This is a genomic window from Terriglobales bacterium (genome assembly GCA_035487355.1).
Lineage (GTDB): Bacteria > Acidobacteriota > Terriglobia > Terriglobales > Acidobacteriaceae > QIAW01.
This window is the reverse complement of record DATHMF010000021.1, coordinates 1-15,758: the sequence shown is the minus strand read 5'-3', so window position 1 is coordinate 15,758 and position 15,758 is coordinate 1. Positions and strand designations below refer to the sequence as shown.

The following is a 15,758-nucleotide window of genomic DNA, read 5'->3' as shown; positions in this document are numbered from 1 at the left end:
CTTATGCAACACCGGATATTGAACCGTATCATTTTCTTTTTGGGAATTTTGATTTGGTTGCTTCTACCTGACTTTGGAGCAGCCACGGAATTGGGCACGATCAGAGGCACAATCAGTGATCCCTTGGGCGCGGTTATCCCTAACGCTCAAGTCGAGCTGTTTCGTGATACGGAACAAGCTGGCACGACTACGACTGACACGCTTGGAGATTTTCAGTTTTCGTCTTTGCGCTCTGGACGTTACCATATCCGCGCACGGGCCCCGCAATTTACGTCGGAAACAAGTCCTGATGTTTATTTCGGCGGAGGGACGACCCAGATCAACCTCAGGCTTAAGGTCGGCACCACAACCCAGGAAATCGTGGTCTCGGCGACGGGAACGGAAATACCGGATTCCCAAGTAGGCGCTTCGGTTTCTGTGATCAACCAGGACCAATTCCAGAACAAGCTTGACGTGCTCGAACCGCTGCGGCTCGTGCCTGGCCTTCAGGTAATCCAAGTGGGACAAAGAGGCGGACAAACTACCTTGTTTTTGCGCGGAGGAAACGAAAACACAAACAAAGTGTTACTGGATGGAATTCCGATCAACGACATTGGCGGAGGTTTTGGATTCGCGAATCTTGCCGACACCGGCATCAGCCAAGTCGAAGTATTGCGAGGGCCTAACAGCGTACTCTATGGCGCTGACGCACTTTCAGGAGTCATCAACCTGACCACGCGGCGTGGCACTACTCCGTTGCCGGAATTCATTTACTCAGGCGATGGCGGGAATTTTTCTACGATGCGCCATGAAGCATCACTCGGCGGAGCCTATCGCCAGTTCGATTATTTTTCAGACTTTTCTCGCTTTGACACTCGCAACAGTGAGCCGCACAGCGCGTTCCACAACGGTACATTTGCAGGAAATTTCGGCTGGGCGCCAACTTCTTCCACACAACTGCGCCTCACGGCGCGGCGTACGGTAACTGCTTCCAGTCTTCCCAATGCCCTGGATTTCTTCGGCATCGCCGATGACTCTTTTCAGAAAGAACAGGACACCTACATAGGAGCATCGCTACAGAACCAAACTACGTCGCATTGGCTCAATCAGGTCCGTTACGGAGCTACGAGACTGCGCTCGCAGTTTGAAAATCTCTCTCCGACCGGTATCCCCTTTGATCCGTTGCCCGACGATCCACTTGGATTTGGCCTCAATTACCTGGGAATGCCCATTACGATTCGCGGTGCAAATGGCTTCAGCACCAGCGGGCAGGCGATTCTTGATTCCGGCGGCGCATATCCCATGCGGTCCGACACGCTCACGAACCGCGATTTTGTTTCAGCTCAATCTGACTATGTTTTCAATCCACATCTGACAGCCTTGGTCGGGTTCCGTTATGAGAATGAACGCGGGTTTACAAACTTTTCGGGAAGCCATACGCCGACCAACCGCGACAACTTCAGCTATACCGTGCAGGCACAAGGCAATCTCTGGACGCGGCTCTACGTTACGGTTGGACTCGGGGTAGAGAACGACCAGATTTTTGGAGTGCACGTCACCCCACGGCTATCGCTTGCGTATTACGTCTTTCGTCCGAATTCTAGTGGGGTATTCAATGGCACAAAGTTGAGATTCAACTTCGGCAAAGGGATCAAAGAACCGGATATCTTTTCAGAAAGCACTTCCCTGTTTAACCTGCTCTCAGGACTCAGCAACGGACAACAGTTGATATCCCAATTCCACGTACGGCCCATCGGGCCGGAACGTTCGCGCAGCTATGACGTGGGAATTGAGCAGACGATATGGAATGCCCGAGCGAAAATTGGCATTACCTTCTTTCATAACCAGTTCACCGATCAGATGGAATTCGTAGACAAGAATGCCTTGCCCTCATTGGGAGTTCCTCTCGACATAGCACAGGCAACACTTTTCGGAGCGACCGTCAACTCAGCCGATTTTCGCGCCCAGGGCGTAGAGAGCGAGATCGAGTTTGATTTAGGACACGGTCTGCGTGCGCGTGGGAGCTACACTTATCTTGATCCGGTTGTGCAGCGCTCGTTTTCGAGCAGTGCGTTGGGACCTGTCACGAATTCGACACTTCCAGGAATGATTCCAATCGGAGCATTCTCACCCTTGGTTGGCAGCCGGCCATTCCGGCGTGCGCCCCATTCCGGGAGCTTCTTGATCTCATACGACAGACGAAAATTTACCGTGGGATTAGGTGGATACCTTGCCAGCCGCCGCGATGACAGCACGTTTCTCAGTGACGGCTTCTTCGGTAACACTATGTTGTTGCCCAATCGAAACCTTGCCGACTCGTATCAGAAAATTGATTTTAACGGGAGTTACAGGGTCAGCCAGTTTTTAAGCTTCTACGCAAGCGTCGAAAATCTGGCAAATCAGCATTACGATGCCGCGTTTGGTTTTCCGTCTTCGCCTCTTGCCTTCCGCACAGGCATTCGCCTTACGCTTGGAGGCGAGTCGTGGAGAATTAAGTAAATAAATAATGTCGCGAGAATCACAACTCGAAGTCCAGGAAACGCACGAGCGCGAGGCTGCCGCTGTAAATCCCCAAAGCAGAACCGGCAGCCTCTTGGCAATCGTGATTGGGCTCTGCTTACTGCTGGTCGTCGAAATATTTCTAGCGACTTGCGTTGGCGCAGTAAGCATGAAACCAGCTACGGTGGCGTCTGTGTTTCTCAACCGCCATGCAGAAACCTTGCAGACAGAAAAGACCATCGTTTTCCAAATTCGACTTCCACGCGTTTTGGCTGCGGCGCTGGTCGGCTGCGCTCTTTCCATTGCCGGTGTGTTGTTCCAAGGACTGTTTCGCAACCCGATGGCAGACCCTTACGTCATCGGCACTCAGGGTGGAGCTGCTTTGGGCGCAACCATCGGAGTTGTGCTGATGCCGCATGTCTCGCTCCTGGGCTTTGGAGCGACTGCTTCCCTGGCGTTTTGCTTCTCATTGTTGACCATGGTGGTTGTGTATTGGCTGGCACGCGTTGGTGGACGCACTCCGATTGTTACTTTGCTCCTGTCTGGTCTTGCTTTGAGCACAATGCTGTCATACTCCACCACGTTCGTAGTTTTACTTCATCCTGAGTCCGACGTTGCCATCCGCCTGCTGACGACCTGGCTTCACGGAGCGGTTTCCAACACCGAGTGGCCACAAATAGCACTCGTGGCAGTGATGGTAGGCATCGGAGCTCTTTTGTCTTTGCTCCTGACCCGCTCACTCAATGCACTTTGCCTGGGCGACGACTACGCGCAACAGCTCGGCATCAGGGTCGAGTTGCTCAGAGCTTCGATCATTGTTGTTGGTTCTCTTTTGACTGCGGCCGCCGTGGCGATTGGAGGGCTGATTGGATTTGTCGGTCTTGTCATTCCCCATTTGGTACGCCTGCTCATCGGGCCCGACCATGTCCGGCTGCTGCCGATTGCTGGGCTTGCAGGCGCGATCTTTCTGATCCTGGCGGACACGCTGGCGCGCACTGTGCTTTCGCCCTCTGAGCTTCCAGTCGGAATATTGACGGCATTTGTTGGCGGGCCGGTCTTTCTTTTCCTGCTCCGCCGCAACAAGCGGGAGTATGCCCTATGAGGACACTGCTCGAATTACGCGATATCACTTTTTCTTACGGACCGCAGTCCATCTTGCACGAGGCTTCTTTGGGCGTGAAAGAGGGCGAACGGGTGGCCATCATAGGACGCAATGGATCAGGCAAAACCACATTGTTGCGCATGGCTGCCGGACTTCTGGATCCGCAACAGGGTATGGTTTTTCTGGATGAATGCGCATTGAAGAAAATGCGTAAGCGCAACATTGCCCAGTTCGTTGCCTTTGTTCCACAACAGTTGTTCGTACCTTTTGAGTTCACAGTAGAACAATTAGTCTCACAGGGGCGCACGCCCTACTTACGCGCACTGCACAATTTGCGTACAGAAGATTATGCGGCGATCCATGAGGCCGTGTCACGGACGCAGATTACACACCTGCGCAAACGGATCTTCAATCAACTCAGCGGCGGCGAGCAACAGCGCGTCAAGATTGCAATTGCACTGGCACAACAACCAAAGCTGCTCCTGCTCGATGAGCCCACGCAGCATCTCGATATTGGGCGGCAGGCTGAAATCCTCGAGTTGCTTCTGAAACTCAATCGGGAAGGCGTGACGATTGTGGCGGCAATCCATGATTTGCATGCGGTCCAGCAGGCATTTCCGAAAGTTGCCCTGGTGCATGAGCAGAGGGTTGTACAAGGCACAGCTTCAACCATGCTTCGTCCTGAGCTGCTGGCGCAGGCTTTCGGTCTAAATAGCCACGCGGCGCTACCGATCCTGCGACAGGCTGACTACTTCTCTTCGGAGGTGGAACACATTGAACGCGCACACTGAAAAAATAGCGCCTGCAGATCATCGCCTGCTACAGGAGACCGTTGAAGCCATCTCGCTGCCAGATTCCGGTTGGCTGGCCCACGCACGCTCTCACCTCGACTGCCTGACGAAGCCGATCGGCAGCCTGGGACGACTTGAAGAAATCGCCGCAAAGATCGTTGCGATTCAACAGACGGCGCAGCCGCATGTGGAACGAAAGGCCGTTTATGTGTTCGCTGCTGACCACGGAATCACCGAGGAGGGCGTGAGCGCGTATCCAAGGGAAGTAACCTGCCAGATGGTATTGAATTTTCTGAACGGAGGCGCGGCCATCAATGTTATTGCTCAACATGTGGGGGCCGAAGTTGTAATCGTAGATGTCGGCGTGGATGCGGACTTTTCTTCAGTGCATGGAATGTTACACAGGAAGATTGGCCGGGGAACGCGCAACATGCTGCGAGGCGCTGCCATGGAAGAAGCGGAGATGCTGCAGGCGATCCATGTGGGGATTGAACTCGCAGATGAAGCCAACCGCCAGGGCACAGAGCTAGTGGCAGTGGGTGAGATGGGAATCGGCAATACCACCGCGGCCAGCGCGATCACAGCCGCTTTGACTGGAGTGTCTGCTTCACTTGTGACCGGCGCGGGAACCGGCGTAACAGGCACAGCGCTGGAGCAAAAGCGGGCCGTCATTGAGGCTGTTCTGGCAAAGCATGGGTTGAAGGCTTCTGATCCGCTCAATATTTTGCGCTGTGTGGGTGGATTCGAGATTGCCGCGATCACCGGCATGCTCTTAAGCTGTGCACGTCATCGCATTGTCACGGTCATTGATGGATTCATAGCCACTTCTGCCGCAGCCGTTGCCTGTGCCCTACAACCCAAGTTGCGCGAATGCCTGGTGGCCGGCCACCAATCACAGGAGCCGGGACATCGCATCCTGCTCGAACATCTTGACCTGCAACCGATATTGCAGTTGAACATGCGGCTGGGAGAAGGAACCGGAGCAGTGCTCGCTTTTGGCGTCGTCGAAGCTGCAGTGAAGATTTACAACCAGATGGCGACGTTCAGTTCGGCGCATGTGAGCACAGTGAAAGCATGATGGGTATCTTGAGAGACTTGCTTCTGGCGTTACGATTTCTGACGCGGCTTCCGGCTCCAACGGTGCCCTACACTCCTGACTCGTTGGCACGCGCCGCCAAATTCTTTCCTCTTGTGGGGTTGCTGGTAGCGGCGGGTGCGGTTGGTCTGAACAAAATACTGAGCAATCATTTAGACCGGAACGTCATAGCAATTGTGGTGCTGACGTACTTCGTCGTGATTACAGGCGGTTTTCACGAAGATGGTCTGGCTGATGCGGCGGATGGCTTTGGCAGCGGCTGGAACAAAGACCAAATCCTGACCGTCATGCACGACAGCAGGATCGGGAGTTACGGAGCGATTGCACTGGTCTTGTCATTGCTCGCCCGCTATGTTTTGTTGAGCAAGTTATCGCCGAACAAGTTTTCGCTCTATATCATCGCAGCGCATGTTCTTTGCCGCTGGAGCACACTTCCTTTGAGCTTCTTTTTGCAGCCAGCGCGAGAGCAGGAAGGACAAGGCGCCCATGTGGCAAAGCAAATTTCCGTGGCGACACTGGTTTTGGGCACCCTGTTCACGATGGCGGTGTGCTATTGGGCGCTTCGCAATGCAAGTTGGGTTCCTGTTGCTACGGCAACAGCGGTGACACTCGCCAGCGGTCTTTATTATAAGAGCCAGATTGGCGGGGTTACCGGAGATTGTCTTGGTGCTACGAACCAGCTCACGGAGATTGCGGTTTATTTTTGTGGTGTGCTGGGGACGTAGATCTATTCACCACGGAAACACAGAGAAAAAATGGGTGATGGCAGTGCCTTCAGAAACTACACTCTTGCTGGTTCGTCATGCGCATTCGATGATGGCGGGACGTTTCTGTGGGCACACTGACACTGCTTTGAGTGACATTGGCAAGAAGCAGCTTTGCGATATCGCCAATTGTCTTGAGCGCTGGCCCATCAGCAAGGTCTATACCAGTGACTTAAAACGTGCTTATGACACCGCGGCAGCGATTGCCGCCCGGAAATCTCTCGCGCTTCGGGTGCGTGAGGGTTTACGCGAAATCAGTTTCGGGGAGTGGGAGGGCCTTTCCTGGACTGAGATTGAAGCCAGGGACCCGGCAGCCGCATCTTTATGGCTCGGCGATTATCCTCTGCAGCCTGCTCCGGGCGGTGAGTCTTTCCAGCAATATCGTTCACAGGTTGAGGCTGAACTTCAAGCGGTCTTGAAAGAATCTGAACATGGCTGCGTGAGCGTTGTCACTCATGCGGGGTTTATCCGGGCGGCGCTGGTCAGCATACTTAGCATGAGTGAAAAGGCGATGCACAAGATTGAAGTTGATTATGGCGGAATCACGATATTGCGTTACGCGCAGCAGAGTTGGCGGGTTGACGGCGTCAACTTTGCTCTTAATTCTTAACCGCAGAGGACGCGGAGGAGCGCAGAGGAAATTTTTTTCTGTCAGCTCCCGGCCAAAGAACCTCGTCGTCCTAGCCGTCTTTTAACGGCCTTGATATGATCTATTTGTCGCGTATATTATCACTTAATAATCAACGTTTTAACTGATATTTATAAAGTACTACTTCCATATGCTTTACTGCAGAATAGAAAGTACAGCGACCTTATCTATACCTCTACATGGTGTACAATCCAACTAAATTCCTTACGATGACGATCAAACAAGTCGCAAAACGGGCCAAGGTATCCATCGCGACGGTTTCCCGAACGTTACACAACAGTGCATCTGTAACCCCAGAAACTGCCAAGCGAGTACGACGGGCCATCAAACAACTGGATTACCGTCCCGATACCAATGCGCAAACCCTGGTCTCAGGCCGCAGCCACATATTAGGCCTGGTGGTTTCTGACATCACCAATCCGTTCTTCCCGGAATTGATCCGTGGATTTCAAGATGTGTCGCTGGAAAACGGCTATGACGTATTGATTACGTCCACCAACTACGAGAGCGCCCGCATGGCGCATTCTGTAGGACGCATGATTGAGCGCAAGACCGACGGCGTTGCCATCATGACCTCAGAGATGGACCGGTCGCTGATCAACCAGCTCGCCAGCCGAAAGGTGCCTCTGGTTTTCCTGGATGTAGGTAAAGTCCGCAAAGGAGTCTGCAACATTAAAGTGGACTACGCGCAAGGCATCACGCAGGCGGTAGACCATCTGCGCGGACTGGGGCACTCTCGTATCGCGTTTATCAGCGGACCGGGGACGCTGAAATCGGCGCGCGTACGGCGGGAAGCATTTCTGCGCTGCCTGGGCCGGCGCGTGACCGAGCACAGTGACCTGGTAGAAGAAGGCAACCACAAAGTAGACGGAGGGCTGAGCGCTATCACCCGCCTGCTGCAGCGCCAGAATCCACCTACGGCCGTGCTCGCTTCCAATGACCTGACAGCTATCGGCGCGCTGCGCGGTATCCGACAAGCCGGGCTCAGTATCCCAGAAGACGTTTCCGTCGTCGGCTTCGACGATATTGACATGGCGCAGTTTACCGAGCCTCCTCTGACAACCGTCAGGCTGCTGCGCTCTGAACTGGCCAGCCTGGCCTGCAATGCCCTGCTGCAATCTATCCGGGGAAATACAAAGGGCGCCGAGTTCGGTATTGGGACCCATCTCATCATCCGCGAATCAACGGGCAAGGCGAAAACCAAGCGGCGCGTGATTACGATGCCGTCTGGGGTACGGTCGTAATTCCCGCAGTTTATTTTTATCGCAGAGGACACTGAGGAACGCCGAGGAAGCCAAGGTTTTTTGTTGGCGTCGTCTTCAGATTCTTGCAGAGAAATAGCAATAAGAAACGTGTCGAAAAAAAACAACCGCAATATCCTTCCCTTTCAAGCGTCGCTCAGAGCGAGCTTCGCTCAGCATGCTTGGGCGAGACGCCAGCGCTACGGCACACAGCCGGGGACGGCTGTGCCACACTAGCACACAAAGAAAAAGGCCTCGATCAGCCATCCCATTTTGGGAGATGGCCAATCGAGGCGTCAGCATGGAGGTTAGAAGGGGGTTGAGTTTACAGCGTTGATTCTTGGAGCTTGCCCGGTGGAGGACTGCGTGTTCACCACATGGAAGCCATTCACGCCGTTGAAGCCCAGATCGTAAGGACTTGCTGATCCGCGATCAAAGGTGACTCCATCGAGCGTGACGTTCTGGCCGTCAACCACGATGAACGCTGGTCTTCCGTCATTGGCGTCGAAGTGGACCTGGCTGTTATGGAATGTGATTCCGCTCACATGCCGCAGCCACCATCCATACGACGGCTTGGTGCCCTGGCCCGCCGGCTGCCAATCATTAGTCTCCGGAGGATTGATGTTGACATCCGATGCCGGATGCCCGCCCGGTTCTGTCAGGTTTACATTGTCAATGGTGACGTTCTGAATGGGAACACCCGCACGTCCGCTCATCGTGTTCGTGAATTCCCCACGGCCACTGCGGGAGTGAACCGCGGTCACGTTGCTGATGCTGATGTTGCGGATGATACCGACGGGTGGCCGCGGGCCGCCGCAACGGGCACGATCACCCGTCTTGATCCAAATCGGGACGGTTGTGCCCGACATGGTGATGGTGTCGTAGGTTATGCCGTCAATGACAGCACCGTCATTCGAGGTGATCCCGATTCCGGCCTTGCCGGCGGCTGTGATGGTGAGATGATCGAAGTGGATATTCGAGTAACTACCGCACGTCTCGGAGCCGAATTGCGTAGCGTTGTTGCCGGTCGAAAGGATGTGGTCATTGAAGATGTGAATATCCGTGTTGAGTACATCCCTGCCTAGAGCGAAATCGCTCTTGAGACACATGGAATCGTCACTCCCCTGGATATCAGAGTTGCTGACGGTAACATGCTGGCTGTTGATGAGATTGAAACCGTCTCTCTGGTTGGCTTCAAGAATGTGCACGTTATCCACGGTCATACCAACGATGCCGTTGACCAGGATGCCGAAATGGCCTCCATTCCTGATGGTAATGCCGGTAACGGTAACATTGTTGCACTCCCGCAGCGAGATGGCCTTGTCGCCCTGCCCACTGCCTGGGTTGCCGGTAACCAGGCGACCACCACCATCGATGGTGCCAGTACCGGTAAAGCCGATGTTACTGAGATGCTCGCCCCAGATCAGCGCGGCATGGAAGTGGCTGTGGCCGAAGTCCTGGAAGGCGCTAAACGGATTTGGCTCAGCCGGATCCATGGCACCGGTGCCTCGGATGGTCGAACCGGCGTCCAGTTGCAGGGTTACGTTACTCATCATATGGATGGAAGTTGAGGCATAAGTGCCCGCGGGGAATTCGACGGTGCCTCCACCACTGGCCGCGCTGGCCAATGCAATGCAATGGTTGATGGCGCCTGCATCATTGGTAGAACCATTACCGGCTGCACCGCAGGCGGTCCTCACATTGAATACATTTCCAGTGCTGCTGTTTACCGTAAGCAGTGTGCTGGCCGTGGCGGAAAGTGTGCCGCTCGTGCCGGTAACGGTTATCGTCGAGCTTCCAGAGGTGGACGTTGAAGTGGTAACGGTCATGGTTGAAGTGCTGGAACCGTTCGCCGGAACCGTAATCGCCGAGGGACTGAAGCCGGCCGATTCGCCTGAGAGCAGACCGCTGGCGCTCAGTCCTACAGAGCCGTTGAAGTTGTTGTGCGAGGTTGCCGTCACGGTGTAGCTGGCGCTGTTGCCTGCGGTTACACTTTGCGACGCCGGAGAAACCGCGAGCGAGAAGCTGGGCACCGTAGCCTGCGTAACCACCACGCTAGCCCCTGTGCTGTGCGATGTGCTGCCGCTTGTACCGGTGATAGTGAAGCTGTAGGTGTTCGCCGCAGTTGAGGCGTCCGGGGAGACTGTCAGCGTTGAAGATGCCGGACCGCTCGTGATGGTGACCGGCGTCGGACTGAAGCTGGCACCTATGCTGGCGGGCAGTCCGCTAACGCTCAAAGCAACATTGCCGGTGAAGCTATTGGAAGGAGTCACGGTAACGGTGTAGTTCGTGGGAGTGCCCGCGGCTGTGGTCTGCGAAGTGGGCGAAACAGAGACCGCGAAGTTGGGCTGCGGGATGCCAGTTGAAAAGTTGCAAACCGTGAGCGTACCCGACGTAGCGCCCACAAAGACTCCAAGATTATCGAGGCTGGTCACCGTGTTCTGCTCGGTGCGGAAGTGGAAACCGGTTCCGACGGTCAACTCTGATCCTCCCGGCGGAGTTACAAAGATGTCGTAAGTATGCACGGGAACGTTGACCACCAAACGGAAGTGATACGTATTTCCGCCGGAGTACGGGATGGCCGGTGTGGGCCCGGAATAGCCTCCACCGTCACGCGCCAGAATCACACCCATGGTGCCGTTAAATGCAACCAGGTTGGCAAATGCGGCATAGGCAGTCCCTGCCCCGTGCGAGAGTGCGACCACGCTGTTCATGTGGCTCAACGAAGACGTGGCATCAAAGGTGGCCGTGAAGGTCCCGGTTTGCGCCGTGAAGGGCGAGTTGACGAACCCACCGCCTCCTGTGGCCGTTGTACATTGTGCCGCGCACTGAGCGGAAAGCGCCGCCACGATCAGCACGCACAATATTATCGTTCTGCAAGGTAATACACGTTGCATTCTGGTTTCTCCTTACCGTTTCAGCGTTTGGGACGCTGGAAGCAAGCAAAAATTGACGTTTTGGTGCCAATTTCATTGCACTGTGAATTAACAAGTTGAAATTAACCCGTCGAGAGGCCTAAAGGCTGCCCAACGAATTCGGCTGCGTCACTTGTTCTGCCTGTGCGGAAGGTTGAAGTGTGACTTTCGACAAAGAGCGAAGAAACAAACGGGTAAACGTTTACATCTTCCGTGAATTGTGTCAAATCAATATTGCTAAACGAAACATTTAAAAAGGCTGAATATTGGGGCCGGACCAATCGTTTCATAGGAGCTGTAGAAATCGGGCAGCGCGCAGCATGACATCGGTTTTCGGGGTACAAATGAAACTCTCCACTGGATTTGCAAGCCATCCAGTGGAGAGGGTAAATAGTTTATATCAACCCCAGCGTCAGAAGGTGATGCGCAGGGCGAACTGCATGATGCGCGGGTCACGAGCGCTGGTGACGCGTCCGAACCAGTCGGTGGCTCCAGGCACCTGGAGATTGGCCACATTGCCAAATTGGTCGAACTTGGGACTGGTGTTCACTCCAGAGAATTGCGTGTGGTTGAACACGTTATAGGCCTCGACACGGAACTGGAGCTTCACTCGCTCGGTCACATCAAAGTTCTTGAAGAGCGACATGTTGAAGTTCGCGATTCCGGGGCCGGTGGCGATGACCGCGGGTCCGTTTCCAATGATCATGTTGCCATTAGCGTCCCGGGGCAACTGGCATATTGGATTACACACCAAGCTAGCCGGCAAAGTGAAGGCCACTGGGTTGAAATAGTGGAAGTAATTGCGATCGCCTCTGGGCAGCACCCGATCCGCAATGATCTGGGGACGCCAGCCAGGACCGCCGCCGGTGATATCTGTGTTGACACCACTTGGGAATTGCAGGTTACCCGAGCTTCCAAAGTAATCGGAGCTGCCACCGTTGTTGCCACCGTTAAGGAATAGAGGAGCTCCGCTGTTGAACCGGGTGATGCCAGCAACCTGCCAGCCATCGAGGGCGTTTCTGACAAAGCCGTTGTCCCACAGCCGACTGGCTTTGGGCAAGCTGAACAGATAATTGATGGCGACTACATGTCTGCGGTCATACGTAGCCAGACCGTAGTTATAGACCTTTGGCGAGAGCCCGCCTCCCACAATATTGGACTTGTCAGCGTCGTTGTAGTCCATGGCTTTTGACCACGTCCACACACCGCCAAACTGCATACCATGAGAGAAGCGATGGGTTACCTGGGTCTGCAGAGAGTGATAACTAGAATTGCCGGTAAAGGTCAACACCGGCACCTGGGAATAGCTGCCATAGCAGCAGGAATAGCGCAAGAAGTTGTCATTCTGGAAGTTGGGGGCGGTAAGGGGGTTGCTGCCAAGATTGGCAGTATCAAGGAACCCAAATCTTGACCCCAAGGGCACCTGGCCAAGGTCAGTAAGCTGCCCCATGTGCCGGCCGAAACTGCCGACATAGGCGACATCCACAACGGTCGCAAAACCAATCTCACGCTGAATGCCAATGCTGGCGTTGTAGGCTACCGGCTGCCTGCTATTGCGCAGCAACATGCGAGCGATGTTAACCGGGCTCTGGAAGTCCGCCAAAGCCGGATTCAGGTAATAGTTAAGCGAGCTAGAGAGAGTGCTGTTGTTAAACTGCTGTACGTTAAGGGCAAGTGGCGGCGTGTTATCCGTGTCGCCTAAGACCCCTGATCCCTGGCGTGGATTGTAGTTGATGCCGAACCCACCGCGCAGGGCAGTCTTGCCGTCACCAAAGACGTCCCAGGCAAAGCCGAAGCGGGGCGCAGTGTAAACACCTTCGAAATCAATCAGGCCCTGAGGATAACCGTTAATGCCGGATATACCAATACCATCAGGCAGGGGTCCATTTGGCCAACTTCCATATCCGGCTCCAACAAATTGCCCGATGATTGACGTGGACAATGGATTTCCATTGGCGTCGCATGCCGACTTAGTAATCGGGTTAAAGGCAGCACGTACCTGCTTCGCGTTCTTGCAGGTCCCAGGAGCAATTGATATGTCTTGGTAAAGCACCGGCGCCGTGGCGGGATTATAGAGAGATTGGTTCAACGTGGCCGCCATATGCTGCCGGACAATCTGCGGCAGGCCGGCGGTAAAGCGTACGCCGATGTCCAGAGTGAGGCGAGGCAGCGCCTTCCATGTGTCCTGCACATACCATTCCAGAATTCGGGTTACGGGACCTTGATTGGCAACATTCTTGGACTCACTGTAGGTGTTGAAATTTCCCAGCAGTCCATTGGCGTAACCGTTTCCACTGTTGTTATTACCACCGGTGAAATCAAAGTTGCCCTCGCCGTTGGAGGTACCGCTATGAAGCTGCCAGTAGGTGGCACGCTCGGCCTGAATGCCAACCTTAAACTGATGATTGCCCCAGATTTTGCTGATACCTTCGGTAAGGCTGTAAGTGTAAGCATTATTATTCAGCGGGAAACGATTATCGTACGCGATATTGGCTGTCTTGCCGCTCCCGAACTTTGCCGCAGGAATCAAGCCCAACAGATTCGTAGCGGAAGTGAGTTGCCCAGGGGCAGAAAAGAGCATCGATTCGTTGAAGCCGACGTTCGCTCTCAAAAGACTGTTCATGGTGCTGGCAGGTACAATTTGGTGCTCACGCCAGTCGGCCCATCCGAAGGTGAACTCATTGACCAGCGTAGGATTGATGATCCAAGTCACGGTTCCGCCCACGTTGGGACCAACGATGGTGTAATCCATAGGACCCGGGCCCCAGGTATTCTTATTGGCCGTTGAAGCAGTACCGTTATCATGGGTATGCAAATTCATACCACGGATAAAGGCCTTCAGATTGTTGGTGAAGTTGTAGTCAATGCGGAGAATCTCCTGCCGAACCGGCCTGTCGCTTGTATCCGTGATCTGATAGTTGTAACCATTGATCGCCGCGAAGTTTGGATCCATCCCAGGTAACGGCATAGGAAAAATGTTCAGCAGCGCCTGTGTGTTGGGATCAATCCGGTTGGTGGGAATGATTCCGCCAGTTCCTGTACCGCCAGGGTTAGGAAAACAACCGGGATCGCCAACTTTCTTGCAAGTCTTACCAGCTGCAATCTGCACAGGATCACTGAGAACCAGTGGTTGCGCAACACCATTCTTGGAGCCATTATAACTGTGCGAGAAATCGCCCTGGCGCTCTAGCGCAGTAGGAACCAGGAATTGGCGCGTGCTGTTAGGCTGGGTGTTCTTCAGAATTTCCTGCGAAAAGAAGAAGAACATCTTGTCGTGATTAGTATTGAAATGATTGGGGATGAAAACCGGCCCACCGACGTTGTAGCCGAAGGTCTCATAACGATACTTATTTTTCGGCGGCAGCGCTCCGGTAATCTTATCGCGTTTTTCAAAGTCGAAGAAATTTCTGGCGTTGAAAGCTTCGTTGCGGACGTAATCGTAAGCCGCGCCGTGGAAGCTGCGCCCACCGCTCTTGGAGAGTACATTGATAATGGAGCCCGCGCCCTTGCCGTATTCCGCCTGGTAGCTGTTCTGCAGCACCTTAACCTCAGAGATCGCGTCCATATTCAGGGGTGTATCCAGATTGGAGCCGCTGCGCGGGGTGGCCGAGATGCCATCCATATTCATGCCGTTGTAGTCGCCGCGAGTGCCCGACATGGCGGCGGGAGACTTGAAGGTTCCCAGGGAATCGTTGCCCTCTCCGTCTTCCACGACACCAGGCAGAACATCAAGCAGTGCCATAATGTCACGGCCGCGTGACATGAGGTTGGTCACCTGGGTGGAATCCAGAAGCGCCGAGCGCTCGCCGCTATTGGTCTGCACCGGCGTGGCGTTGGCTTCTACGGTAACCGTTTCTTTGACGCTACCAAGCGCAAGACGCAAATCCCCTGTCGAGAGCCGCTCGGACGCGCTCAAGTTCAGGTCCTTTTTTTCCAGCTCCTTGAAGCCCTGGGCCTTGACCAGCACTGTATAGGCACCAGGCTGGAGCGTGGCAAAGATAAAGTCGCCTAAGTTTCCGCTTTTGGCCGACCGGGTCTCTCCCGTTTGCTGGTTGGTCAGCGTGACCTCAGCATTAGGAATGACATCGCCGTTGGAATCCAAAACTCGTCCGTAGATGTCGCCGCTGGAACTTTGTGCCCCAGCAATATTGATAAGTGAAAAACACACCGCCAGAATAGCGGTCAGTGCGAGAAACTGCCGTTTCATAAAACTCTCCCCCTAAGAAGAAACAATGTTTAGTCATCCACTGAATAAGGCCCGTTTTTAGACTTTAGAGTTCGCTGGCACTATTCAGTTGGATGTATAGAGCGGTACGTGATTATCTTGATATGTAATCGTTTTCATACCCTCTGCGGACGAACTGTACAACAGAAACTTGGATAAATTCAATAGGAAAAACTTATGATTTCATATGTTGAAACGCTGGGGGCGGATAGCAAACTTTACAGGCTTGACTTCAGGTAAAAACTGACATTCGGGTCTTCCCTGCTTAAAGCTGGTTAGCCGGTACTTTGCTGGTGGTATTTCAGACGGAGGGTTTTTTCCTTGCCATTAATCATTCTCAAATAGGAAACCGTTGTCTAAACTCAGGAAAACTCAATAATAAAGTCAGAAAAACTGGGTTACGTTGGCAGGAGATTCGATATTCACAATTACACTCGTCATGCCTTGGAGCCTCAAGCCTGCGGCAAGGGACCGACCCGACGCGACTAAACCCGCCG

9 protein-coding genes are annotated in these 15,758 nt (G+C 53.9%); 7 read left to right on the top strand and 2 right to left on the bottom strand.

Features of this window, described 5'->3' with window-relative positions; genetic code table 11:
* Positions 1-90: 90 nt before the first annotated feature.
* The 7 genes from VK738_04025 to VK738_03995 all read left to right on the top strand — a co-directional run bounded on the left by VK738_04025 (position 91) and on the right by VK738_03995 (position 8,124).
* Entirely contained in the window at positions 91-2,478 is a 2,388-nt protein-coding gene (locus VK738_04025; GenBank protein HTD21795.1) for a TonB-dependent receptor plug domain-containing protein, read from the top strand.
* A 7-nt stretch (positions 2,479-2,485) separates the two neighbouring features.
* Positions 2,486-3,580 (top strand): iron ABC transporter permease, encoded by a 1,095-nt coding sequence (locus tag VK738_04020; GenBank protein HTD21794.1) that lies wholly within the window; start codon positions 2,486-2,488, stop codon positions 3,578-3,580.
* Complete coding sequence (locus VK738_04015; protein ID HTD21793.1) at positions 3,577-4,371, top strand: ABC transporter ATP-binding protein; 795 nt, start codon at positions 3,577-3,579, stop codon at positions 4,369-4,371. The genes VK738_04020 and VK738_04015 overlap by 4 nt, the downstream gene beginning before the upstream one ends.
* Positions 4,355-5,449 (top strand): nicotinate-nucleotide--dimethylbenzimidazole phosphoribosyltransferase, encoded by a 1,095-nt coding sequence (cobT, locus tag VK738_04010; GenBank protein ID HTD21792.1) that lies wholly within the window; start codon positions 4,355-4,357, stop codon positions 5,447-5,449. The genes VK738_04015 and cobT overlap by 17 nt, the downstream gene beginning before the upstream one ends.
* Positions 5,450-5,457: 8 nt before the next feature.
* Complete coding sequence (gene cobS / locus VK738_04005) at positions 5,458-6,192, top strand: adenosylcobinamide-GDP ribazoletransferase (GenBank protein ID HTD21791.1); 735 nt, start codon at positions 5,458-5,460, stop codon at positions 6,190-6,192.
* Positions 6,193-6,229: 37 nt separating this feature from the next.
* Positions 6,230-6,841 carry a histidine phosphatase family protein gene (locus VK738_04000; protein HTD21790.1) on the top strand — a complete coding sequence of 204 codons (612 nt, stop codon included), beginning with the start codon at positions 6,230-6,232 and terminating at the stop codon, positions 6,839-6,841.
* A gap of 248 nt (positions 6,842-7,089) precedes the next feature.
* On the top strand, positions 7,090-8,124 hold the full coding sequence (locus VK738_03995) for a LacI family DNA-binding transcriptional regulator (GenBank protein HTD21789.1): 1,035 nt from the start codon (positions 7,090-7,092) through the stop codon (positions 8,122-8,124).
* A gap of 305 nt (positions 8,125-8,429) precedes the next feature.
* Here VK738_03995 and VK738_03990 read toward each other — a convergent pair whose 3' ends face one another.
* The gene (locus VK738_03990) at positions 8,430-11,018 is read right to left on the bottom strand and encodes a glycosyl hydrolase family 28 protein (GenBank protein HTD21788.1); all 2,589 of its coding nucleotides are present in this window, start codon (positions 11,016-11,018) and stop codon (positions 8,430-8,432) included.
* A 430-nt stretch (positions 11,019-11,448) separates the two neighbouring features.
* A complete protein-coding gene (locus VK738_03985) occupies positions 11,449-15,243 on the bottom strand; it encodes a carboxypeptidase-like regulatory domain-containing protein (protein HTD21787.1) in 3,795 nt (1,264 codons plus the stop codon).
* Positions 15,244-15,758 lie beyond the last annotated feature (515 nt).